The sequence below is a fragment of the Actinoplanes sp. TBRC 11911 genome, assembly GCF_012933445.1.
In the GTDB taxonomy this organism is placed as follows: Bacteria; Actinomycetota; Actinomycetes; order Mycobacteriales; family Micromonosporaceae; genus Actinoplanes.
The window spans coordinates 22863-44411 of sequence record NZ_JABBNC010000057.1 but is presented as its reverse complement, the minus strand read 5'-3'; the positions used below and the strand labels follow the sequence as shown (position 1 = coordinate 44411).

Annotated in this window: 16 protein-coding genes and 2 pseudogenes; 13 read left to right on the top strand and 5 right to left on the bottom strand. The window is 63.9% G+C overall.

Translation table 11 applies throughout. The annotated features are described in order from the left end of the window. Nucleotides 1-126 precede the first annotated feature (126 nt). The 3 genes and pseudogenes from istA to istB all read left to right on the top strand — a co-directional run. Nucleotides 127-1659 (top strand): annotated as a pseudogene (istA, locus tag HH310_RS41940) (IS21 family transposase); the annotation flags it as partial. 101 nt (nt 1660-1760) lie between these two features. Further along, the gene (locus HH310_RS41935) at nt 1761-1973 is read left to right on the top strand and encodes a hypothetical protein (RefSeq protein ID WP_169181316.1); all 213 of its coding nucleotides are present in this window, start codon (nt 1761-1763) and stop codon (nt 1971-1973) included. Beyond that, a complete protein-coding gene (gene istB, locus HH310_RS41930) occupies nt 1970-2746 on the top strand; it encodes an IS21-like element helper ATPase IstB (RefSeq protein WP_169181345.1) in 777 nt (258 codons plus the stop codon). Before HH310_RS41935 ends, istB begins: the two co-directional genes overlap by 4 nt. 1084 nt (nt 2747-3830) lie before the next feature. Here istB and HH310_RS41925 read toward each other — a convergent pair. Next, nucleotides 3831-4418 carry a hypothetical protein gene (locus HH310_RS41925; RefSeq protein ID WP_169181344.1) on the bottom strand — a complete coding sequence of 196 codons (588 nt, stop codon included), beginning with the start codon at nt 4416-4418 and terminating at the stop codon, nt 3831-3833. A gap of 83 nt (nt 4419-4501) precedes the next feature. Here HH310_RS41925 and HH310_RS41920 point away from each other — a divergent pair, with 83 nt between their 5' ends. Then, the gene (locus HH310_RS41920; protein ID WP_169181343.1) at nt 4502-4684 is read left to right on the top strand and encodes a hypothetical protein; all 183 of its coding nucleotides are present in this window, start codon (nt 4502-4504) and stop codon (nt 4682-4684) included. Here HH310_RS41920 and HH310_RS41915 read toward each other — a convergent pair. Continuing rightward, nucleotides 4666-5052: a helix-turn-helix domain-containing protein gene (locus HH310_RS41915; RefSeq protein WP_169181342.1), complete on the bottom strand. Its 387-nt coding sequence runs from the start codon at nt 5050-5052 to the stop codon at nt 4666-4668. The genes HH310_RS41920 and HH310_RS41915 overlap by 19 nt on opposite strands. Before the next feature lie 433 nt (nt 5053-5485). Beyond that, on the bottom strand, nt 5486-7795 hold the full coding sequence (locus HH310_RS45695) for a LuxR C-terminal-related transcriptional regulator (RefSeq protein ID WP_169181341.1): 2310 nt from the start codon (nt 7793-7795) through the stop codon (nt 5486-5488). A gap of 130 nt (nt 7796-7925) precedes the next feature. Here HH310_RS45695 and HH310_RS41905 point away from each other — a divergent pair, with 130 nt between their 5' ends. From HH310_RS41905 to HH310_RS41865, 9 genes are all read left to right on the top strand, one after another. Continuing rightward, nucleotides 7926-9173: a styrene monooxygenase/indole monooxygenase family protein gene (locus HH310_RS41905; protein ID WP_169181340.1), complete on the top strand. Its 1248-nt coding sequence runs from the start codon at nt 7926-7928 to the stop codon at nt 9171-9173. After that, nucleotides 9170-9751, top strand: coding sequence for an NAD(P)H-dependent oxidoreductase (locus tag HH310_RS41900; protein WP_169181339.1), 582 nt, complete (start codon nt 9170-9172; stop codon nt 9749-9751). The genes HH310_RS41905 and HH310_RS41900 overlap by 4 nt, the downstream gene beginning before the upstream one ends. Before the next feature lie 506 nt (nt 9752-10257). Further along, entirely contained in the window at nt 10258-10767 is a 510-nt protein-coding gene (locus HH310_RS41895) for a hypothetical protein (RefSeq protein ID WP_169181338.1), read from the top strand. Between the two features lie 80 nt (nt 10768-10847). Continuing rightward, complete coding sequence (locus HH310_RS41890; RefSeq protein WP_169181337.1) at nt 10848-11399, top strand: hypothetical protein; 552 nt, start codon at nt 10848-10850, stop codon at nt 11397-11399. Further along, nucleotides 11396-11782, top strand: coding sequence for an S-adenosylmethionine decarboxylase (locus HH310_RS41885; protein ID WP_169181336.1), 387 nt, complete (start codon nt 11396-11398; stop codon nt 11780-11782). Before HH310_RS41890 ends, HH310_RS41885 begins: the two co-directional genes overlap by 4 nt. Nucleotides 11783-11920: 138 nt before the next feature. Further along, nucleotides 11921-12145, top strand: coding sequence for a DUF397 domain-containing protein (locus HH310_RS41880; RefSeq protein ID WP_169181335.1), 225 nt, complete (start codon nt 11921-11923; stop codon nt 12143-12145). An 864-nt stretch (nt 12146-13009) separates the two neighbouring features. Beyond that, nucleotides 13010-15238, top strand: a complete 2229-nt coding sequence (locus HH310_RS41875; protein WP_169181334.1) for a BTAD domain-containing putative transcriptional regulator — start codon at nt 13010-13012, stop codon at nt 15236-15238. Between the two features lie 163 nt (nt 15239-15401). Then, nucleotides 15402-16457: an ATP-dependent DNA ligase gene (locus tag HH310_RS41870; protein ID WP_169181333.1), complete on the top strand. Its 1056-nt coding sequence runs from the start codon at nt 15402-15404 to the stop codon at nt 16455-16457. Nucleotides 16458-16650: 193 nt separating this feature from the next. Continuing rightward, nucleotides 16651-17811 (top strand): helix-turn-helix transcriptional regulator, encoded by a 1161-nt coding sequence (locus HH310_RS41865; protein ID WP_248294942.1) that lies wholly within the window; start codon nt 16651-16653, stop codon nt 17809-17811. Nucleotides 17812-18090: 279 nt separating this feature from the next. Here HH310_RS41865 and HH310_RS41860 read toward each other — a convergent pair whose 3' ends face one another. Both HH310_RS41860 and HH310_RS41855 read right to left on the bottom strand, forming a co-directional pair. After that, complete coding sequence (locus tag HH310_RS41860) at nt 18091-20163, bottom strand: P-loop NTPase fold protein (RefSeq protein WP_169181331.1); 2073 nt, start codon at nt 20161-20163, stop codon at nt 18091-18093. Between the two features lie 123 nt (nt 20164-20286). After that, nucleotides 20287-21537: pseudogene (locus HH310_RS41855) on the bottom strand (NAD(P)-binding domain-containing protein). Nucleotides 21538-21549: the final 12 nt, after the last annotated feature.

Here is a 21549-nt window from a genome sequence, read left to right as displayed (position 1 = left end):
TCGCTCACGTAATTCCCCAGGTCACTTGGGGTGTGCGCGGCGGTGGGTGGTCCTCGCGATCAGGGCAGAGTGCTTCCTCGTCTGTGACGACGGGTGAGGGAGCCGATGGCGAGGAGAACGTTCGACGTGGTCGATGTGACCGAAATCTTCATCCATTGGTATGCGGGACGCTCGATCAGCGAGCTGTCGGTGTCGCTGGGTGTGGATCGTAAGACGATCCGTAAGTATTTGGCCCCGGCGGTCGCGGCCGGGATGGCGCCGGGCGGCGCTGTCATGAGCCAGCAGGACTGGGCGGATTTGGTGACCCGCTGGTTCCCGCAGCTGGCCGATACCCGCTTGCGGCAGGTGACGTGGCCGCAGATCGCGGTGTTCCACGACTACATCGCCGAGCATCTCAAGGCCGGGGTGACGCAGGCAACGATTCATCAGCGGCTGCGCGACGAGCACGGCCTGACCGCGAGTCTGGCGTCGTTGAAACGCTATGTCGCGGCGAACATGGCCGAACAGGTGCGCCGCGACCGGGTAGTCGTGTTGCGTGACGAGGCCGACGTGGTGCCGGGCGAGGAAGCCCAGATCGACTACGGGCACCTGGGTTCCTGGACCGACCCGCAGACCGGCAAACAGCGGCGGGTGTGGGCGTTCGCGATGGTCCTGGCCGCGTCGCGGCACATGTTCGTGCGGCCGGTGCTGATCATGGACCAGCGGGCCTGGACCGAAGCCCACGTCCAAGCGTTCGCGTTCTTCGGCGGGGTCCCGCGCCGGCTGATCCCAGACAATCTGCGCACCGGCGTCGACAAACCCGACCTTTACGACCCGAAGATCAACCGCTCGTATGCGGAGCTGGCCGAGCATTACGGCCTGCTGGTGGATCCGGCCCGCGCCCGCAAGCCGCGCGACAAGGCCCGTGTCGAGCGGCCGATGCCCTACATTCGTGACTCGTTCTGGCGTGGCCGGCAGTTCAGCTCCCTCGCCCAGATGCAGAGAGCCGCGCTCGACTGGTGCGTGCAGGTCGCCGGCGCCCGGGCCAGCCGGCCACTGTCGGGAGCCGCACCCGCCGCGGTGTTCGCCGCCGCCGAGCAGGCAGCGTTGCAGCCGCTACCGGCCCGCCCGTTCACCCTGGCGACGTGGTCGACGGCAACAGTCGGCCCAGACATCCACGCCAAGGTCGGCAAAACGATCTACTCGGTGCCGTGGCGGCTGATCGGCCAGCGCATCGACGCCCGCGAAACCCCGCTGGTGGTGCAGATCTTCCACCACGGGACGCTGGTGGCCACCCACGGACGCAAACCGTCGGGGAAACAGACCGACCTGGGGCACTACCCGCCGGAGAAGATCGCGTTCCGGATGCGCACGCCGACCTGGTGCCGCACCCGCGCCGCCGAGATCGGCCCCGCCTGCGAACAGGTCATCGCCGCTCTGCTCGAGGTCAACGCCCTGTTCCGGCTGCGGGCTGCGCAAGGCGTACTCGGGCTGGCCGGCAAACACAGCCCCGCCCGTCTCGAAGCCGCCTGCGCCAAAGCCCTCACTGCCGGTGACCCGTCCTACCGGACGATCAAAGGGATCCTGGTCATCGGCGCCGAAACCGACCCGGCCCGGCCGCAGCGCGGCGACGGCGGCGCCGCAGCCCACCTGCGCGGCCCCTCGCAGCTGTTCGCGGACGTCATCCCCCTGCCCACCACGAACGACACGCCCGGACCGGACCCGGCCACCACGAGCGAACACCACCACCAACAAGGCGGCGGCGATCAGGAACTACCGGCATGACCGACGTCTCTGAGCAGCACCACAGCCCGCAGCCGTCCTACCCGCTGCCCGCACCCGCCGACGGTGACCCCCGGTTCACCTACGGGCTCCTGCATGACATCGCGGATGTGTTGCAGCGCAACGGTTTCCCCCGCCTCGAAGGCACCGACTGGGCTGACCTGATGACCGCCCTGGGCCGTTTCCTCTACCAAAGCCAGGAGATTTCGTGACCATCATCGATAACGCCCTGCGCGAGAGCCTGCGCACGCTGAAACTGTCCGGCATGCTGCACACCCTCGACGCCCGACTGGCCCAGGCCCAAGCCGGGGAACTCGGCCACCTCGAATTCCTGCAAGTCCTCTGCCACGACGAAATCAGCCGCCGCGACACCATGAGCATCCAACGCCGGCTGCACCGAGCCCGCTTCGAACAAGCCGCCACCCTGGAAGAGTTCGACTTCACCGCCAGCCCGAAACTGCCCGCCGCGCAAATCCGTGACCTCGCCGCACTGCGCTGGCTGCACGCCGGGGAATCGGTCATCCTGCACGGCCCCGTCGGCGTCGGGAAAACCCACATCGCTCAAGCCCTCGGGCACCTCGCCGTCCGCCACGGCGCCGACGTCCGCTACCTCAAAACCAGCCGCGCTCTGGCCGACCTCGCCGGCGGCCACGCCGACCGCACCTGGCCCCGCCGCCTCGCCGAGCTCACCCGGCCCGCCCTGCTCATCCTCGACGACTTCGCCATGCGCGAACTCACCGCCCAACAAGCCGACGACCTCTACGAACTCATCAGCGAACGCGCCCAGAACGGCCGATCACTAATCGCCACCTCCAACCGCTCACCCGCCGACTGGTATCCCCTGTTCCCCAACCCCGTCGTCGCGGAATCCCTGCTCGACCGGCTCATCAACACCAGCCACCAGATCTTCATGAACGGACCCAGCTACCGACCCAACAAACGACCCGGCTCCGCCGGGTCGACAACCACCACAACCACCAAGTAGAACTACAACCCGAGGACCACCACCTGGGCAATTACCTGAGCCAAACCCCGGGGAATTACGCGAGCGCCGACACTTGATTATACGCAGATTCGCCAGGGCCCCTATGCGGATAGGTCGTGTCCGAGGCCCGATTCGAACCCCGCACGGGAGCGCAGGGCAGCGACACGTAACGCTCGTTTGGCCGGCGACGCCGCTTCACGGGTGTAGGTGCCTTGGGGCTACGTGTGGCTCCGTACGACCGGCCGGGGATCGCACGATCCGTGTCACCCCATACTCGGGGCATGACGGATTACTCCGACGGTCGTGCGCTTCGCGGTGACGTTCGCCTCCGGCAATCTTCGGGTAGCCGACTCCCCGGCGAGGAGGGGCCACCGCGCGATCGACGCAAACCACCCTGTGGTAGCGAGAAGCGCCCCGCGAGGTCCGGCGACCTAGGGAGCTTTAGAGGCGCGGGCAACACGGTGATCTACGCGGCAGCGATCCGTGCTTTAGGGTGACCTGGCGCCCGTTCGGCAAGGCGGTCATCGTTACCGTGGTTGGCGAGGTCGACATGGTTAACGCCGATCACTTGACGGAAGTCGAGCTTCCGTTGGTCCCGATCCAAGAGCCGAGGAGTCATAGCAGATAGGGTTGCCGGCCGCTTCCGTGAACGAATTGGCGACCAACGCTCACCGTGCTGAACCACTAGCAATATGATATGCGCCTGAAAACGCAAGCAAGAGTTGGTCAGAGCTGGATCTTCCGCGGGCCTTGTAGCGAGCGAGAAGCCGAAAGCCCGGTTGCTCTGGACATCGGACTTTCGGCTACGGCTTCAGAATAGTACATTCGGAATCTCCGCACCTTCAGAGCCGTACTGAAGGTGCAGCGGACGCGAATGGGCACGCCACCCGTGCGCCGACGTCGCCGCGCTGTGGCTGGAGCCGCTGCGTGTGGACAATCCGGCGGCGTCGATCCGAACGCTGGACGCCCGACTGGTCGGAAGGGCAATCCTGGACCGAACCCCCGAACCCGAGCGATCGGAGTGACTCGGGCTCGGGACTGGTCCAGGCGCAGCGCTGAGATCCGCCGGAGCTGATCGCGGGGGCTAGCAGCCCGAGATGCAGATGATGCGGTAGGTCTCCCACCCTCCGGTCGCACCACTGGTACGAGCGCGAAGCATTCCGTCCCGGTTCCCCGGATAGTTCACTTCGGTGGCGACGTACCTGCTGTTGGCGTTGGAGTAAAGGTTGACATCGGCGGTGGAGACCTCCGGCCAGTCCCCGAAGACGGTGAACGTCTCCCAGCCCCCGATGGTTGTCGACCGCGCCCTCAGCATGCCGTAGTTGGTGTCCGTCTTGGTTATCTCGGCGGTCACGTAAAGGTCGTTCGCCAGTGAACGGAATGCCCCGATGTTGACGACACTTCCGGTGCGGCAGAACCTGAACAACTGGTTCAGGCCTCCGGTCCATGTGTGAGCCGCCCGGAGCATTCCGTTGTCGCTTCCGCCGTACGTGGTCTCGGTCGTCACGTATTTTCCGGTGCCGTTCGAATAGAAGGCGTACACCGGCGACAGGCAGGTGGCGGCGTCGGCTGCGCCAGGCTGTAGAGCCACACCTCCGGTCAGTGACCCGATCAGCAAGGCAAGCGCGAGTGCCAGACGTCTACGCATCGTGTGCTCCATCCCGTTTCGCATGCGAGCAACCGTGTGCGCCAACCGCATCCCATCTCGGAACTGAAGTAGCACATCAGACCCCCGCCGTGACTCAGACCCTCGTAATGTATGCGCATGTATCGATCAACGACAAGATGGGGACGTATCCGCCCAAGCCGAAGTTGGTGCAGATCAACTTCCCCGAGACGAAGTCCGGCTGCGTGTGCGAGTATCACTGCGCGGTCGCCGCCGTCGGCGCTCTGGTCTCGATGGAGCGGCGCTCCGCGGCCTACCTCATGCGCCAGTAGGGCTTCTGCGTCATGCCGAGGTGCTCGACCGTAACGCCGAGTGCTTTGGCGATGAGGCGCCTTGTGTTTTCGTTGGGTACTGCGTGGTTGTGTTCATAGCGACTCAACATCGATGTCAGCGATGAAAGCGCCGCGGTTACGATGAGATCCTCCTTGGCAACTATCTGTATCTGTGCTGCTAGCCGCAGCAAGGTCCACCCATGCATGTCCCGCTCGGCTTGGATCCGCTCGCCAACCGAGAGGTTTTCCCAAAGCGTGTCGTCGGGTTCGGCTCCGCTATCGGGCGTGTGGGCTTGGTTTGCGCTGCCGTTAGTGTTGGATTCCGTCGTAGGCAGTTCCGGTCGATCATCCGTGACGCCAGGCTTCACCGTCGCTCCTCCGTGCATGAATCGCAATTCACCACGGCGGGCCAATCCTGGAACTCGTTGTGGTCTGCCGGTGGGTTGTGGCGTGGTGCCGTCATACGAGGTAGCCGGCCGACGCTCGGGGTCGCCGAGGCATCGTCTGATGTGTGCCTACCGTCCCGCGGGCGTTCGCACCGTCGATGCGGTGGCAACAAGGCGTATCGCGTCCTCGGGCGCCCGCAGTCTTCCCCATCCTCAGCTAAGCCACATCGGGTCATCTACGTAGATCGATTATCGGGGTCTACGTAGTCCCTGAGGCGGTCTACGCAATGGCGATATCGACGGCGACCAACGCACTGGTGCACGCAGGTCGGCGCTGCCATCTCCCACAGCAGGCCATCGGTCGGTGGTACCCAGTGCCAGCAGCTCCGTTCTTAGGCTGAACAGGTCATTACGTTCACATCCGTTTCGCCATCCAAGCCGCGACCTCGGCTCGGTTGCCTAGGTCCAGCTTCTCGAGGATGTGGTTGACGTGGGTGTCGACTGTTCGGTGACTGATCCGAAGCGTACGTGCGATCTCGTGGCTCTTGGTGTTGCCTCTGGCGATTAGCTCGGCGACCTGGCGCTCTCGCGCAGTGAGCCCGTCGAGACCATCGGCAGCGGTCGGTCGGCGGGGTGTCTGCTCGTCAAGAGCGATCTTGATAGCTTCGCCATGGCCGTTGACCCCTGCGGCAAACTCTTCCGCAAGTGTCACCTCGTCCAGGTACTCGGAGATGCGAAGGTTCGCGTTCCTATGGCCCAGGGCCAGCGGGCGGAGGCCGGATAGGACGACTCCGAGTCGCTGCTGGCGCGCATGAGCGGCGCCGAGGAGCCACGCCGCGCGTCTCGCCTGGCCGACCGAGTCTTTGGCGTTGTCGAGACCTGCCGCGATGACCCAAGCGCACAGCTCGATGCTCCAGGTTTGCCCCCACTGGTCGTCCATGTCGCGTTGCAGGGCGAGGCAGCGATGTATGAACGCAGTGGCCCGATCGTGGTCGTTCCGGTGTAGGGCTGCAAGCGCGGAGGCCCACGTTGCCCACGAGATGTCCCATGGTGCTTCGCTGCTCTCGGCTTCGGCCAGGTATTTCTCACACGCCTGAACGGCCAATGCTGGTTCGTTGGCGAAGCCGTTGGCGATAGCCCACATCATGACGGCCATGCGACGGTCGCCGGCGGAGTCGGGCCCGGCGAAAAGGTCGCGCGCTGCCGCGAGCAGGCCGATGGCCTCGCGGCTGCCGGTCAGGAGCGCCTCGCTACCGCCGCGCGCGAAAAGGACGGGCGCGATGGTGCTCAACTGGTGCTGCCGCAGCACCGAATCGGCCCGCCCGAGAAGGGATTGCGCGTCATGCTCGCGGCCTTGGGTTGCCGCGATCCACGCTGCGGCGGCCGCGGTTGCCGCGATGTCGTTGGCTGCTGCGGGCGTATTGGCCACGGAGGCATTGAGTACGCGGTCGAGTTGCTGGGCGCTGACGCCAAGAAAGCCCCAAAAGAACGGAGTTCGTGTCCGTACGAAGTCGCGGGACAAGGCTCGAGCGGTCTCATGGTCATTGACGGCGCAAGCGTGGTCGATGGCGTTGAGAATGTCGGGTAGCTCCCCGCGTACCTGTGCCATCGTCTCCAGCTCCTGCCGACTCGGCCACGCCGCGGCGGCTCGCCTCAGGTAACGCCGGTAGTAGGCGCTGTGGCGGTCCTGGACACGCAACGTGTCGCCGGACTCGTCGAGCTTTGCCTTGCCGTACTCGCGCAGGGTGTTGAGCATCGCGTACCGAGCGAGGCTCGAGTTGGTGTCGACGGTGATCACAGACTTGTCGACAAGCCCAGCAATAATATTGACGACTTGACTCATCTCGATTCCGGCTCCGCTAGTAACCTCCTCGGCTGCGGCGAGGTTCCAAGAGCCGGCGAATACGGATGCCCGGGCCCAGACGAGCTGTTCTTCGGCAGTGCACATGTCGTAGCTCAGGTCGACGACGCGGGCGAGGGCGGAATGGCGTTCATCGACCTGACGGACCGTATCCGTCAACAGGCTGAACCTGTCGGATAGACGTTCCATGAGGTCCTGCGGCGATAGCGTCCGAGCGCGGCCGGCTGCCAGGATGATGGCTGCCGGCAGACCGTCAAGCTGTTTGCCGAGGGCCTCCAAGGTGCTGAGGTGGGCGACAGCCGGGACGTTGGCGCCGTTCGCCTCCGCCGTTTGCAGGAACAGCTGTACCGAGGCGGCGATTGACAACGGGGGAACAACAAGGATCCGCTCACCGTCGACGCCAAGCGGTTGACGCGAGGTCGCAACGATCCGCATCTCTCGGCACGCCCGTAGTAGCTTGGCGACCAGTGTGCGGATCTCTGAGATTTGATACTCGCAGCTGTCGATGATCAACAGCACTCGCCGATTCCGAAGCCGGTTGACTACAGCGTCCCAGTCGGACGTGCCATGGTTGCGGATGCCGAGCGCAAGGGCCACGTGTGCGGAGAGCCGATCGAGTGAGTGATCGACTCGCCCGTCCAGCTTTGCGATCTCGACGATCCATGCCCCGTCGCGGGCGGCAGAGCCGCGCAGCTCGTTAGCGATTCGCAGCGCGAGTCGTGTCTTGCCGACTCCACCGGGACCCGTGAGGGTGATCAACGGCAAGGACTTGAGCACCCCAACCGCAGTCTTCAGCTCGTCGTCACGGCCGATGAACGGCACCATGTCATCCCGCGGCAGATTTCCATGGATGTCGATGATCACGAGCGCAGGCTACAGGGAATCGCGTAGACGGTGGGGGCACCGTACGTGGTTGCGCCGATGCGGACTGTCGCGCAAGTCGGCGAGACTCCTCACAGCCGATCCCGCCGCCCGTAAGGCTTTAGGAGCCACCATGCGCAGCATCCTTATCGTCGGAGCCGGCCAATCCGGACTTCAGCTCGGCCTCGGCCTGCTCGCCGAAGGCTACGACGTCACCATCATGTCGGCCCGAACCGCAGACGAAATCCGACACGGGTGGCCCACCTCGACGCAGGTGATGTTCGAGCCGGCGCTGTCCACCGAGCGCCGATATGGACTTGAGCTCTGGGAGAGTCAGACGCCGGCCATCGCAGGACTCCGAATCGGGCTCCACTCACAGGCCGGGGGGCCGTCGCTGAGCATGACAGGCTCTCTGAGTCATCCGGCGCGCTCCACCGACCAAAGGCTGAAGCTGGCGCGGTGGCTTGAGCTCGCTGAGCAGCGCGGCGCGCATGTCGTTTACAGCCCGGCGACTGCACAAGATCTTGACCAACTGGCTAGTCGTGGAAACTACGACCTGACAGTCGTTGCTGCCGGGAGGGGCGACCTGACCGCGATCTTTGAACGTGATGCCAGCCGGTCGCCGTATCAGGTCCCGCAGCGAGGTCTCGCCGCAGCGTACGTGCACGGTTTGCAACCCAGCTCAGACCGCCCAGAAGTCGAACTGCACGCGATCCCAGGGCTCGGCGAGCTGTTTGTCATCCCGGCACTCGGCATCAATGGCCCGTGCCACATCCTCTTCTGGGAAGCGGTGCCTGACTCCCCGCTCGACAGGTGGCATGCCGGCCCCAGCCGGATTTCCCCTACCGAGCATCTGGGGCTGAGTCTTGATGCGATCAAGGCACACTTGCCTTCGGTCTACGAGCGCTGTCGCTACGTCGAGCTTGCCGATGGCAAAGCCACCCTGCGCGGCCGCTTCGCGCCCACGGTTCGTCGTGCCGTTGCCGCGCTGCCCGGTGGCGGTCATGTGCTCGGTATGGCCGACGTCGTCATCACGAATGATCCGTTGACCGGCCAAGGCGCCAACAACGCGGCCAAGTGCGCTGACCACTATCTGCGAGCCATCGTGGCCCATGGTGACCAGCAATTTGACGAGCCGTGGATGCGACAGACCTCCGACGACTTTTGGACCTCACACGGGCGAACGGTCACCGAATGGACCAACCTGATGCTTCAGCCGCCCCCGCATGTCCAGCAAGTCCTGTACGCGGCTACCCAGTATCCCGCGATCGCAGACCGGCTCGCGAACGGCTTCACCGATCCGAACGACTTCGTCGAGTGGTTCATGACCCCCGAGAAAGCAGCCGCTTACCTCCACAGCATGGAAGTGGTGGCCGGGTGAGTCGCGTCGGCGTGCCCGAAGAGCTTTCGCCAACGGGGTACGCCAGCGTCGTCGAGCTGGTTGGCAGCCCCCATTCGTCCTCCCGAACATGGGCACTCGCCGAAGCCGTTCGTAGTGCTCTGACGACGATGGGGATCGTGTCGGGGCACAACCACGAGGTGCTGGAGCTGAGCCAAATAGTCGGGGTCAGCTTCACCGCGCAACCGATAGCCGCGTCTGTTCCTCACGCTGACCCGTTTACCACTGTGCGCCGGGCACGCCTGCTGATCGTCGCGAGTCCCGCGTACAAGGGAACGTACACCGGGCTGCTCAAGGTCTTTCTCGACCAACTTCCTCGCGACGCCTTGGCTGGCACAGTCGCGATTCCGGTTGTTTTAGCGGCCTCTCGGATCCATGAGCAAACCGCGTCCGAGGCGCTAAGTGCATTGTTACGCGAGTTGGGCGCGTCGGTCCCTGCCGTGGCACTGACGGCGAACGCGGCCAAAACGTCACTGACCGCCGCCGCCATCGCCTGGGCCAGGCATTACGCCACGGCGGTCGCCGAGTCGCTCAATCAACGGTCATCAACTGCAGCATAAGCTCGGGCTAGCGCAAATCGAGCAGGTAGGGCGCCATCTGGTCTCGCCACGATGGCGCCTTCGACTGCGTCTAGATCCATAGCGCTGACCGGTGATCGCGCCGTTGCCCGCCCGGCTAGCGCCAGCCGATTCGTGGCACCTGGGCCAAGCTCCATTAGAACAGCTCGTCAATCAACGTCGGTCAAGGTCGTCATTAAGCGGCAATGCTAGTCAAATGTCGTCATCGCGAGTCATTAGCTCGTATCTAGCGCACGTTCGTCCCAATCCGTAAGGATCTTGCCTAGTGAGCGCATTGCTGGGATGCGCCCGAACAAGAACCGCACCACAGGTCAAATGAACACAGCTGGCTTGCAGCGACCGGTGGCGAGAACGCGGCATCAACTGACCGGGTTCAGTTCGGGCAATTAAGCAGAGGTGGTCACAACAAATCCGGTGGTCCAGGCCGACCGGACGACAGGAGGCCGGCGAAAAGGGCCAGCACGGCCTCGCCTCACGGGGAGGGATGCATGCTGAAAAGGATTCTCCAAGCAGGGACGGCTCTGTTCGTCTTGCTCGGAACCGGTTTGCCGCTTGTAACACCGGCCGAGGCTGCCAGTTACCGGGACCTGAAGTCTGCCGAATACGGCACGTGCGTCTACGCGTACAACGACCCGCTCGAAGACTTATATCTGAAGAGCTGTGCCACCACGCCAACGCAGTACGGCAACTGGACAGTTACCACGGAGGGCTACTACAACGACCACACGCTGTGGGTCCTGAAGAGGCAGAGCGGTACGTGCCTCGGCGTCAGCGGGTCCGCCAGCAACTCGTACCTCTACAGCTCTTGCACCACAACGGGGTCGCGAAACGTGTGGGAGATCTTCCCCACGAGCGGCAGGTACGTGCTGAAGAGTTTCGGCGCGTTCCAAAGCTGGGGTAAGCACGCGTGCCTCACATTCTCGGGTGCGACGGGCCGCGGGCGGCCGCAGCTCGGAACGTGCAGCCTCACGACCGCGGTGAACCAGATCTACAGGTAACGCCAGGCCCGCTTCTGTGCTGGACGGGCGTACAGGAGCCGGGTCGCCCCCATCACCTACACATTCGACGAGGTACTCGAATGACCATCGTTCAGCAAGTGGCACCGAAAATCCCCGACGTGACGGAGGCGTGGGATTTGTATTCCACCCTTTTCGCTGACATCAACGTCATGGCCGCACAGCGTCATTTGATGACGGCCGACGAGTTCGCGGCGGTGTATTACGACCAGCGCGTGCTCAAGTTCTACGTCCACGACAAGAACAACGCTCTCGCCGGGATGTCCGTCCTGACACAGAATCTCGGAGCGTGGCCACTGATCTCGCCGCCCTACTTCGCGCGACGCTGGCCGGAGCATTTCGCTCGGCGAGCGATCTGGTATGTCGGCTTTGTCGGTGTGGCAGGCCGGCATGTGCATGGCTTCCGCGAACTGATTCGGAACATGTATGCGCACGTCATCCCCGACTCCGGGATCGCCGTCATGGACTTCTGCACCTACAACGTGACGCAGCGCAGACTTCCCGACGTCACCCTCAAACTGTTGTCCTGGATGAATCCCGCGGCGGACATGGAGCTGGCCGACGCCCAGACCTTCGTCGTCTATCGCTTCGATCGGTCAGGTGAGGTCACGTGACTCGCCGCGGCCATCAACCTTCCGACGGTGAGTTCATCTTCGGCCTCGAGCTCGTGATGGACATCGACGGATGCGCTCCGGACGTGATCAGTGACCCAGGGGCGCTACGACGTTACATCGCGGGCCTGGTCGAGCACATCAAGATGAAACCCTTCGGCGAGACGTGGCTTCACCACTTCGGCCACGCGAGCGCCGTGGCCGCCGGCTTCACCGCGTTCCAGGCCATCGAGACGAGCTCGATCATCGTGCACGTCAGCGAGGGTCTCGATCGCGTACACATCAACGTCTTCTCATGTATGCCGTTCGACACCGGCCTCGCCATGGACTACAGCGAGACGTTCTTCGGCGGTAGTGACACGACCTTCTCGATCCTTGCCCGCTGAATAGCTACGGGCAGGTGCGAGTACGAGGCGACAACGATCGGTCGGCGCCGGGATCCACGCGGCGCCGGCCGTGAGAGCTAGGAGACATCGGTCCCAACGCACGCCACCTTCAGCCGCAGTAACGAATCGGAGACTCCCATGTTGTACGCCCATCACCTGGTCGATGCAGTTTGGCGGAAGAGCCAGCGCAGTAATGGCAACGGTGGCAACAATTGCGTGGAAGTCGCCTTCCTCGCCGGCGCCGTGGCCGTCCGGGACAGCAAAGAGCCTGACGGGCCGGCGCTGTTGTTCACCGACGCTGAATGGACGAGTTTCGTCGGCGGCGTTCACGACGGCGAGTTCGATCGCGAAGCGCTGCCATGAGTCGGCTGCGGGCGGAGGACATGCCGTGGCTGCCACCGCTAGGCGGCCTGGTCACGTTGCTTCTGCCCGGTCTGACGTCGCTGCTGCTGTACCTGCATTTCCTACTCACGGCGCCTTACCGCAGCGGCAGTCAAGCCCGTCCACACGGGTACGACGACGTCCTGGTCGGCTGGGGCGAACTAGCCACGGCAGGAGTCCTCGCCGTACTTGCGGTCGTGCAGGCCTTCGCCTTGCTGGATCAGCGGCCGTATCAAGAGTCGGAACCGCCTCCGCCTCGCCGTGCCGCAAGCGGGATTGGTCCAGCGTTGGGGGCAGGGTTAGCCGCCGCGAGCGTGTACGCCATCACCACCATGGTCTTCTTTACACAGCCCGTGAACGGCCTACAGCGCTGGGCCGTTTTGCCAATTCTGCCCACGGCCCTCTGGTCATGCGCGGTCGCCGGTTTTGTCTGGCATCACCGCTGGCCACGTACTTTGGAGTGCGGGACCCTTCCTGCCTTCCCGATCGGCTCGATGCTTATCGCTACGGTCGGTGTCATTGCGGCCACGATCGCGTGGCAGAGAGCTCTGTGGTCGTGGCCGACCGGCTTATCCCAATGCGTGACGTCCGGCGGCGGGTTCCTCGTCGGTGTCGGGATAGCCCGGGCACTCGCGGATCGTCCCGGTAGCCGACTCGCGCTCGGCGGCTTCCTAGGGTTCTTAACGTTCCTCATTTCTCGATCTGGGCCGGCCACACTCGCCATCACCTACGCGGCCGCGGCAACTCTTTGGTGGGCCCATCGCGCGTGGAGGTTGATCCGGGCCCCTCGTATGGCAAACCAGGACTCCTGACCGACTCCACGCCGTCGCCGAGGAGGGATCCACGATGCTCAAAAAGCCACGAGTGGTGCTGACGGTCACATCTGTGTTCGTTGGCATTCCGGTCCTGCTCGCGTTAGTTGGCGGCAGCCCGCTCCCGGGGCAGAAACCATCAGTGGCACAGGTGAAGGCGTGGCTGGATGATCCATTGGGCTACCAATACGTGACAGCGATCCTCCGCACCATGGTCTGGCTGCTCTGGCTGTCGGCCGCAGTCATGCTGATGTTCCTGCTGACGTCGCAGGTCGGCAGGCGCGGTTCAGTATGGACAGCCCACCGCGTGCCCCGCCGTCTGCGACGCATCGCGACCAGCGCGCTGGGCCCCAAAGCGGCACACGACCCCCGCCTTGCGAACCTCGCCTCGGTGACTGACCGGCCGACTCATCCGTCGCGCGTGGATGAGGATTACTTACTGCGACGGACCACCGTTCGCCAGACGGTTGGCGATCCGCCCACCTGGCATGCCATTTTGGTGCACAATCAGCGGCGCAATCCGCCCTACCATCGCTCGTTCTCTCATCAAGGCTCCGTCGGTACCGAGCGAGCCGTCGATACTTCCGAAGACGTTGTGCCTGGCACTGCAATAACTAGCCCGGAGAACGACGGAATCTTGGAGCTTCTGCCCGGAGGTTTGCTATCCATCGACGTCGCGTCAGGCTTGCTCGTCACCGAGACCGACTGGCGACTAGGGGACAAGCCAACGCCGTTCGAGGCAATTCCCGTCGATGTCACGCTGGGCGGCATCGGCCACTTCGCATTCTCCTCGGGTGCCGGCCTCACCGGACCTGGCGCCCACGACGCTGTCCGAAGCCTTCTCGTCGCCAGCTTGACTGGCCGAGACGCAGACGATTCTGATGGCATTCAGATACTCGCCACCGTGTCCGCAATGTCGACGCTACTCGGCCTGGGCGTTGCCGACTTACCCTCGCTGAGCCAGCTCACCATTCCTCAAGGCTTGATGAGCGCGATGACGATCCTGGATGAGGAAATCATCCGCCGGGCCCGCCTTCTCGAAGACCAGGACGCCGAAAACCTCCATACACTCGAACGGCCTCACTTGCGTCCTCTGCTACTGATCAGCCACGCCCCAGGCCCTGAGCACGAGCAGCGCCTTGCCAACCTCATTCGACTCGGAGCCGCAACCGTCATCGGCGCGCTCCTAATCGGTAACTGGCCGTACGGCACCACACTGGTTGTCAACTCCGATGGCACTGCAGACGCCGGAGGCAGTACGGGTCGCATCGGCATGCTCGACATCAACTCCGCCATTACCGCACTGGAGACGATGGCCGTTCGCCTTCCGACCACAGGTGAGCATTCAACCGTCGGGGCCATCGCCAGCGCCGACCCGCCGTCGCCGATCGCGTCCGCGGAGCCTCTCGCGCCGGATGGGCCACCGAACGTCCGCGTCGACCAGGATTCCGAGCGAGTCCGCGTACATGTGCTGGGGAGCCCGGCCGTTCTTGACCCTCGTGGAGAACCGATGACGGGATTGCGCGCAAAGGCGCTCGAACTACTCGTCTACCTCGCAGTCCACCGCGGAGGAGCCGCGCTGTCGGACATTATGGAAGCGCTCTGGCCCGACGCCAAGGTCGGGAGGGCCAGTGAACGTCTCTCCACGACCGTGGCGAACCTACGAGGGGTTCTTCGCGCCGCACAACCCACTACTGAGCCGTCCGACCTTGGGGCGAGCGACCACCAGACAACTGGCGGCAAGCCAGGCCGCCGGCGCAAGGAGCCGATCCCGAACACCGGCAGCCGATATCACCTCGATCCGGCGTACGTGCATGTGGATTGGTGGACTGTTCTCGACGCGTACGGGCAGCTGGCCAACGCTTTTGACGACCGCACTCAGCTCGATCACCTGCAAACGGCGATCAGCGCTGCACCAGCTGGCCGAGGCCTCGCCGACGACTGTGACTACGAATGGATCGATATCGATCGCGAGCATGTTCGGCGGCAGCTCGTCAAGATCTACGCTCGTGCCGCTGACCTTCTATCGGAAACTGATCCCGCCGCAGCCCACCGGCTCTACGCCGATGCTTGCCAACTCGACCCGCTATCCGAGAAGCTCGCCCACCGAGCCATGCGTACGGCCGCCCGGCTTAAAAACGCCGCAGGCATCCAAACTCGGCTCGAAACTCTGCGTCGCAGTCTCAACGAGGCAGGTGTCGACATCGATCCCGAAATCGAGCAACTGGCCGAACGCCTCCTTCGCGATCTGACCGATTCGTGACGAGCCTGAGGGCGGCCTTACCGCGCCGTTCGTCCTATGCTGCGCCGTCTGCGTACTCTTGGCTCGACAGGGCGTAGTCGCCCGTCCCGCACAACTACCCATTCGTCCAGGTCAGCGGCCGATTTTGCTGGCTAGCGTCGGAGCCTCGTCGGGAGGAGGCTCCGTGTCGCTGGGCTGGCCGGTCGAGCCGATGAAGGCTGTCAGTGCGCTCGACATACCAGCAGCGTCGCAGGCGCGCGAGGTCGTTTACGAGCCGAAATGGGATGGATTCCGTGCTTTGCTGTGGGTTACTGCGGATGGCGTACGGCTGCAGTCACGGCATGGCAAGGACCTGAGCCGATACTTCCCCGATCTGTGCCAGGCGCTTGCCGGTCATCTAGCAGCCGGCCTGGTCCTGGACGGCGAGATCATTATCTGGGATCAGCAGACCGGCCGGACCTCCTTCACGTCGCTGCAGCGGCGTTTCACCGTCGGCCGCCGCGTCTCTGAGGTGGCCACGGAGAATCCCGCCCACTTCGTCGCCTTCGACGTGCTGCGCGACGCCCGGCGTCGGGACCTGCTCGACCACCCCCTTCACGTACGGCGCAACCGCTTGCGGCGACTGGCTAACTCAGCGCCACCGCAGTTGGTGATCTGTCCGCAGACCAGCAACGAGCGCACCGCGCGGGAATGGATCGCGGACTGGACGACCGCTGGTATCGAGGGGCTTGTCGTCAAGCCCCGCGACGGTATCTACCGGCCGGGAGGCGGTGACTGGATCAAGATCAGGACACGGCAGACCACTGACTATGTCATCGGTGGCCTGACCGGCACCTTCGAACAGCCATACTCGCTGCTACTTGGCCGATACGACGAGCGAGGAATGCTGCGCTTTTCAGGTCAGACCCACCGGATACCCGCCGCGCAGCGAAAGGAGTTGGCCAGGCTACGCACCATGCCGTTTTCCGGGGATGCGAACGGTCATCCGTGGCCGTGTCCCCTGCCGGCGAGCTGGGCCGGCCAGCTCGCCGATCGCCTGGCGCTGCCCTATCTGCAGGTCGAGCCCACCCTGGTCGCCGAGGTAGAGACCGACACCGCCCACGACGGGCCGTATGAACGACTACGTCATCGCGCCAGGCTGGTGCGTATACGCCCCGACCTTCAAACCCGCGACGTACATCTGCTGAGTACCCAGCGTGCTCCCGGCGTGCGAACAGTGGCCATCACAACACAACCGTAGGGCGCGAACAGTCCGCCTGAGCTGGGGGTCAAGCGCCATCGGGTCTAATATGGGGGAAGACCGGGCGTTACAGGCTGCAAAGAGGGCTGATCTTTGCCACCGCGCCCGGCCTTCCCCAGATGGCGCCAGCCAGTCCGGGCTCTGACGCGTTCCGGCTGGGCCTGCATCCAGCATCGACGGTCAAGGGATGGGCATGGAAGACGAAGCGCGTCTGCTGTCGTCTACAACCGGCAGCGACCTGGGCGCACAGCTGCGTTCCGCCCGCCAGAATGCCGGGCACAGCTTGGCAGCCATGGCGTCGATGACGCACTTCAGCAAGTCGTACCTGGGTCACATCGAAACCGGCCTCCGGGTGCCGACCCCCGATGTGATAGAGCGATACGAGCAGGTGCTCGGCGTCGCGATCGGCACGCCGTTCGACCCCGTCCGTCTCACTCACGAATGGCTCTTGGATAGACCACCACTGGCTCCACAGTTGAACCCCGGGCGACGCATCGGCGGGGCGACCCTGCAGAGCCTCGAAGCTCGCGTGATCGAGCTCCGGCATCTCGACGACACGGTCGGCAGTCGAACCCTGCTGCCACTCGTGCGCGACGCACTCGATGATGCCGTCGTGCTGACTCGCGAGGGGGTCTATCCGGACCGGCTCGGCGTCCGGCTGTTCACCGTCGTCGGCGAGTTATCCCAACTCGCAGGGTGGATCGCCAGTGACGCTGGCAAATACCAACGAGCTCAGCAGCTATACCTCACTGGCGTACGCGCGGCGGAAGATGCCGGCGATCGCGTGCTGGGCGCACAATTGCTGTCCAGTCTCGCCTACCAGATGAGCAACGTCGGTAACCGCGACGACGGCTTCTTGATCGCTCGTTCCACGGTCAGCGGTGCGCACGACGCCACTCCTGCCGTGCGGGCTCTGTTGACGGAACGACTCGCCTGGGCCGCTGCCCGCTGCCATGACGTCGAGACGACGCGCCGCGCCCTCGACGCGGTCGATGACGCCTACGAACGGCGGTCGGACGGGGCAGCTGAGCCGGAGTGGGTTTACTGGCTGAATCGCAACGAGATAGACGTTATGGCCGCCCGTTGCCACATCCAACTCGGCATTCCAGGCGAGGCTGAACCGCTGCTGCGGCGCGCGTTGGCCGGCTACGACCACAGCCACATCCGCGAGACCGCTCTCTACCAAACCTGGCTGGCCGAAAGTCACGCCCGGACCGGCGATCTTGATGCCGCCCGTGCCCTCCTGGACCAGATCGATACCGCATCGGTAGATGAGGGATCAGTGCGGCTGAAACGACGGATCCTTGCCGTCAATCAACTCGTCCACCGCCGCCGCGGCAAGGTTGAAAGATGATCAGGCTCGATCCGTACGTGGCCCTCGCTGGCCGAGGCGCGTCGGTCAACGAGTGACGGCGTGATTCGTGAGCCTCTGAGCGGCTGCCGGCCGAGAGACTCATCGGCCAGGCGGCTGGTCCTAGAGTTCCAGCACTGTATCGCTGAGTTTTCGGCGCCAGCGAGGATGACGCGCGTTGTCTTCGGTCGAAAACAGTGCCTAAGCGCCAAGACCCGCGCCGCACCCGACAATACGTCCTCTGTCAAACAGTTTACATTTGCCGACATGACGACGCAGCGACTATCCGAGGCCATCAGCCTCGTTAAACTCCTCCAGCAGAATCGCCGCAGCGTCCGGATGTACGTTTAAGGCCGACCTAATGGAGGCCAGTTGCTCTACGGCATCGCCCAGACGTTCATCCTTCCAATCCTCGGCCGATCTAATCACAGCGAATTTTTCAGTGACGCGCGCAGCGAACTCAAGTAGCTGCGGAAGCGCGTGAACGACCGCCCCCGCCTCGGTGTCCGGCTTGCCGATCTCAACTTGTTTAATAGCTTCGAGGGCTTTAGCGATGCTTTCATCCAGCGGTCCGGTTCCGGCGCGGAACCTGTGATACGCGGAATACAGTCCACGCGACGTGGCCAGATCATTTGCGGCTCGCAGCCTAGCAACAGCCGCGTTCAAAACCTCGATCAAGTCGGCACGCACGACGGTCTCGATGAGCTCGTTTATCGGAATCGCTTTGTCTTTCCGCTTGCGGAGATCGACGCACGCTCGGGCACTACGTATAAGATCACGTGCAACCCCGCCCGACCAGGCATGGCAGAACATTACGGCGGGCATGGAGAAATTGGTCGTACGACGCCGAAGTATTTGCCGAGCCTCGTCTAGGGTCAGTCGGCGCGCCTCGACCACGACGTCGAACGTAGAATCGAAAACATCGCGGAGTGGAACACCTCGGACTGCGAATTGATGCATTGCGTCAGTGGAAACAGAGACAACGAAATGCACGCCGGGTACGTGCATCAGGTCTTTGATCCCGTTCACAGTAGCAATTGCATCGTCGGGCTTCGCCATTTTATCCAGCTCGTCGATGCAAATCAAAACCGGTTCGTTTGAGAGGTACGCAAGGCGCTCGCAAAAGCTGCGAAGGTTTGCGACGTTTTCTGCATGCGAGAGGGTGCTCATCGTGGTCTTCAGTTGTTGCTGTTGGTTAATCTCGAACTTCCCGAACGCAGCCTTCGCCCCCTGCGTCGTTTGGACCTCCGTGACCTTGCGGAGAATCTCCAACTGCCGAAGACCCATACCTCGCGCGTCCGTAGGCCGAGATTCGACAAGGATGCGTCGACGAACCCGTGGCAGAAGACGCGACCCTGCGTAGGCGATCAAGGCCCCGACAACCGCCACCGAGATGAGCGTTACTGTGCCGACGTGCCAGCCCTTTTTGCTGTCAAAGCTGAGCGCGTCCAGCTCCACAAATAGCATAACTGTGAGAAGTGCGGCGACGAGAATGGCTCCCACGCCTTTGGCGACTTGCTTGAGTATTTCTATGTTCCATCGCAGAATATTAGGCTTAGCGTTGCGAATGCTGGCGGCTTCGGCGAGCCGAACATGGATGAGTCGGATCAGGCCCGGAGGATCGTAGAGTACGGGTGCCTGAACGCGGGCCGTCGTTCCACCGAGTGTTCGGTCGAGTATGTCCATGATAGTGGACTTACCGATGCCCCGATTTCCAGCAATTCCGATGGCAGAAGAATCGTGCGAGTCGATGAAATCAAAGATTTGCTCGAAGGTGCTTGACGGTATCGTCGCCTCTGTGGCCAACTCGACCAAAGCAGGACCATCAGTCGCATCAAAATCGTTCTCATAGGCTCGGCTTGATTCGAAGTCGTTGATAATCGAACGAAGAAGTGGCGGAAGTTGCTGTGCCAAGGCGCGGTCGAGGTCAGCCTTGCGGTCTCCAACCCGCTGAAAGCGCTGCCATATGGTTAACCCAATAACAACGCCGGCTGCCAATGCTGCGCCCCCGATGAGCAGGTTGGCTAAGAGAATCGAACCATCCTCTATCTTCTTGAGCTGAGTAATGCGCCCATGAAGCGAGCTTAGGAGTATGATTGCGGTAATGGCAACGACCACCAGTACAGCAATCTGGACAGCGCTGGACCGATTGCGTCGCAGTCGGTCGGTCGCCGCGCGGAACTTGCTTAGTTCGTCCGTCAGAGATTCGGCCAGTTGACCGCGGCGATTGACGACTTCCTTGGCAAGCTGATCAGACGAAAATCCATTGTCACGCAGCCCGCTGTCGCGTAGTAGGTTCCGGGTTCGCTCATCAAGCTCGAGCGGAGTGGGATAGGAAAGATCTTGGTCAGACACCCGACCGCCCCCAGTTTGTTGAAGTTAGCGGGCCTACGCTACCGGCTCGGCCGCCGTGAGCGATTGATTCCGTCGTGAACAGACAGTTCAGCAAGGTACCTAATGATCACTGTCCGGATTGAGTCACCTGTGCGATTTGCTGAATTCGGACAGGTTTGTAGATTTGAGGCCATCGGCGCGCGGGAAGGCCACGTCGCGGGCGGCCTGCCAATCTCCGGCGAGGGCCGCGACCACCGAGCGGGCCTGCTCGTAGCCGGTGGCCATCAGGAAGGTCGGAGCACGCCCGTAGGACGTGGCGCCGATGGCGTAGTAGCCGGGCTCGGGTTGGGTGAGCTCGTCGACGCCGTGCGGTGGCACGGTGCCGCAGGAGTGCAGGTTCGGGTCGATCAGCGGGGCCAAGGCTCGGGTGGAGCCGAGGATCGGGTCGAGGTCGAGGCGCAGCTCAGAGACGATGTTGTGGTCGGGGCGGAGGCCGGTGGCCGATACGATTCGCTCCACCACGACGGTGCGGGTGCCGTCGGAGACCGCCACGCCGTCCGACCCAGGCGTCAGCCGCTGGACGCTGAATCCGGTGAGCAGGGTGATTGCGCCGGATTCGACGTGTTCACGCAGCCGGCTACCGAGCGCGCCGCGGGCGGGCAGCGCGTCGGCGCTTTCCCCGCCGTAGGTCCGCGCCGGGGACGCGGCGCGGATCGCCCAGGTCGCGGTCGTTTCTGGCGCCTGCCTGGCGAGTTCGGCCAGGGCGAGCAGGGTGGTGGCGGCCGAGTGGCCGGCGCCGACGACCAGGGTGTGGCGTCCAGCGAACCGGTCGCGGTCGCGGCCCAAGACGTCCGGGAGAGAGCTTTCCACGTACGCCGCCGCGGCCGTCTCGCCGTGTGCGGGGACCCGGAAGCGCCGAGCACGTTCGGTGTTTCCCAGGTGCCGGACGCGTCGATCACGGCGCGGGCCAGCACGTCCTCGCCGCTCGCGAGGCGGCCCAGAAGAGGGGTTTCTTCACGGCCGGTGCTGCGGACCCGGTCGAGGCCGAGCCTGGTCACGGCGTCCACGCGTACGCCGTACCGGATGTGTGGTTTGAAAGCGGGCAGATCCGCGAGCGGCTGAAGGTAGTCGTCGGCGAGCTGTCGGCCGGTCGGCAGGATGCCGTCGTCCGGGCGGACGCGTCGGTGAGCAAACTTGGCCGCCGCGGTGTCGATGTTGTATCGCCAGGGCGAGAAGAGCAGCACGCGTCCACGCGTGGACGGCCGCGGCCGGTGAGTCCCCGGCCTCGAGAATCGTGAAGGGAAGCCCGCGTCCGGCGAAGTGGGCGGCGGCGGCCAGGCCAACCGGCCCGGCGCCGATGACGACGATCGGCAACTGGTCAATATGGGTGGTCATACGAGAGCTCCT

Bases quoted from the DNA above. Each gene is read 5' to 3' on its own strand.
- HH310_RS41895 (WP_169181338.1), top strand. From the start codon at position 10,258: ATGCTGAAAAGGATTCTCCAAGCAGGGACGGCTCTGTTCGTCTTGCTC.
- HH310_RS41865 (WP_248294942.1), top strand. From the start codon at position 16,651: ATGGAAGACGAAGCGCGTCTGCTGTCGTCTACAACCGGCAGCGACCTG.
- HH310_RS41935 (WP_169181316.1), top strand. From the start codon at position 1,761: ATGACCGACGTCTCTGAGCAGCACCACAGCCCGCAGCCGTCCTACCCG.
- HH310_RS41890 (WP_169181337.1), top strand. From the start codon at position 10,848: ATGACCATCGTTCAGCAAGTGGCACCGAAAATCCCCGACGTGACGGAG.
- HH310_RS41880 (WP_169181335.1), top strand. From the start codon at position 11,921: ATGTTGTACGCCCATCACCTGGTCGATGCAGTTTGGCGGAAGAGCCAG.
- HH310_RS41905 (WP_169181340.1), top strand. From the start codon at position 7,926: ATGCGCAGCATCCTTATCGTCGGAGCCGGCCAATCCGGACTTCAGCTC.
- HH310_RS41920 (WP_169181343.1), top strand. From the start codon at position 4,502: ATGTATGCGCATGTATCGATCAACGACAAGATGGGGACGTATCCGCCC.
- HH310_RS41875 (WP_169181334.1), top strand. From the start codon at position 13,010: ATGCTCAAAAAGCCACGAGTGGTGCTGACGGTCACATCTGTGTTCGTT.
- HH310_RS41925 (WP_169181344.1), bottom strand. From the start codon at position 4,418: ATGCGAAACGGGATGGAGCACACGATGCGTAGACGTCTGGCACTCGCG.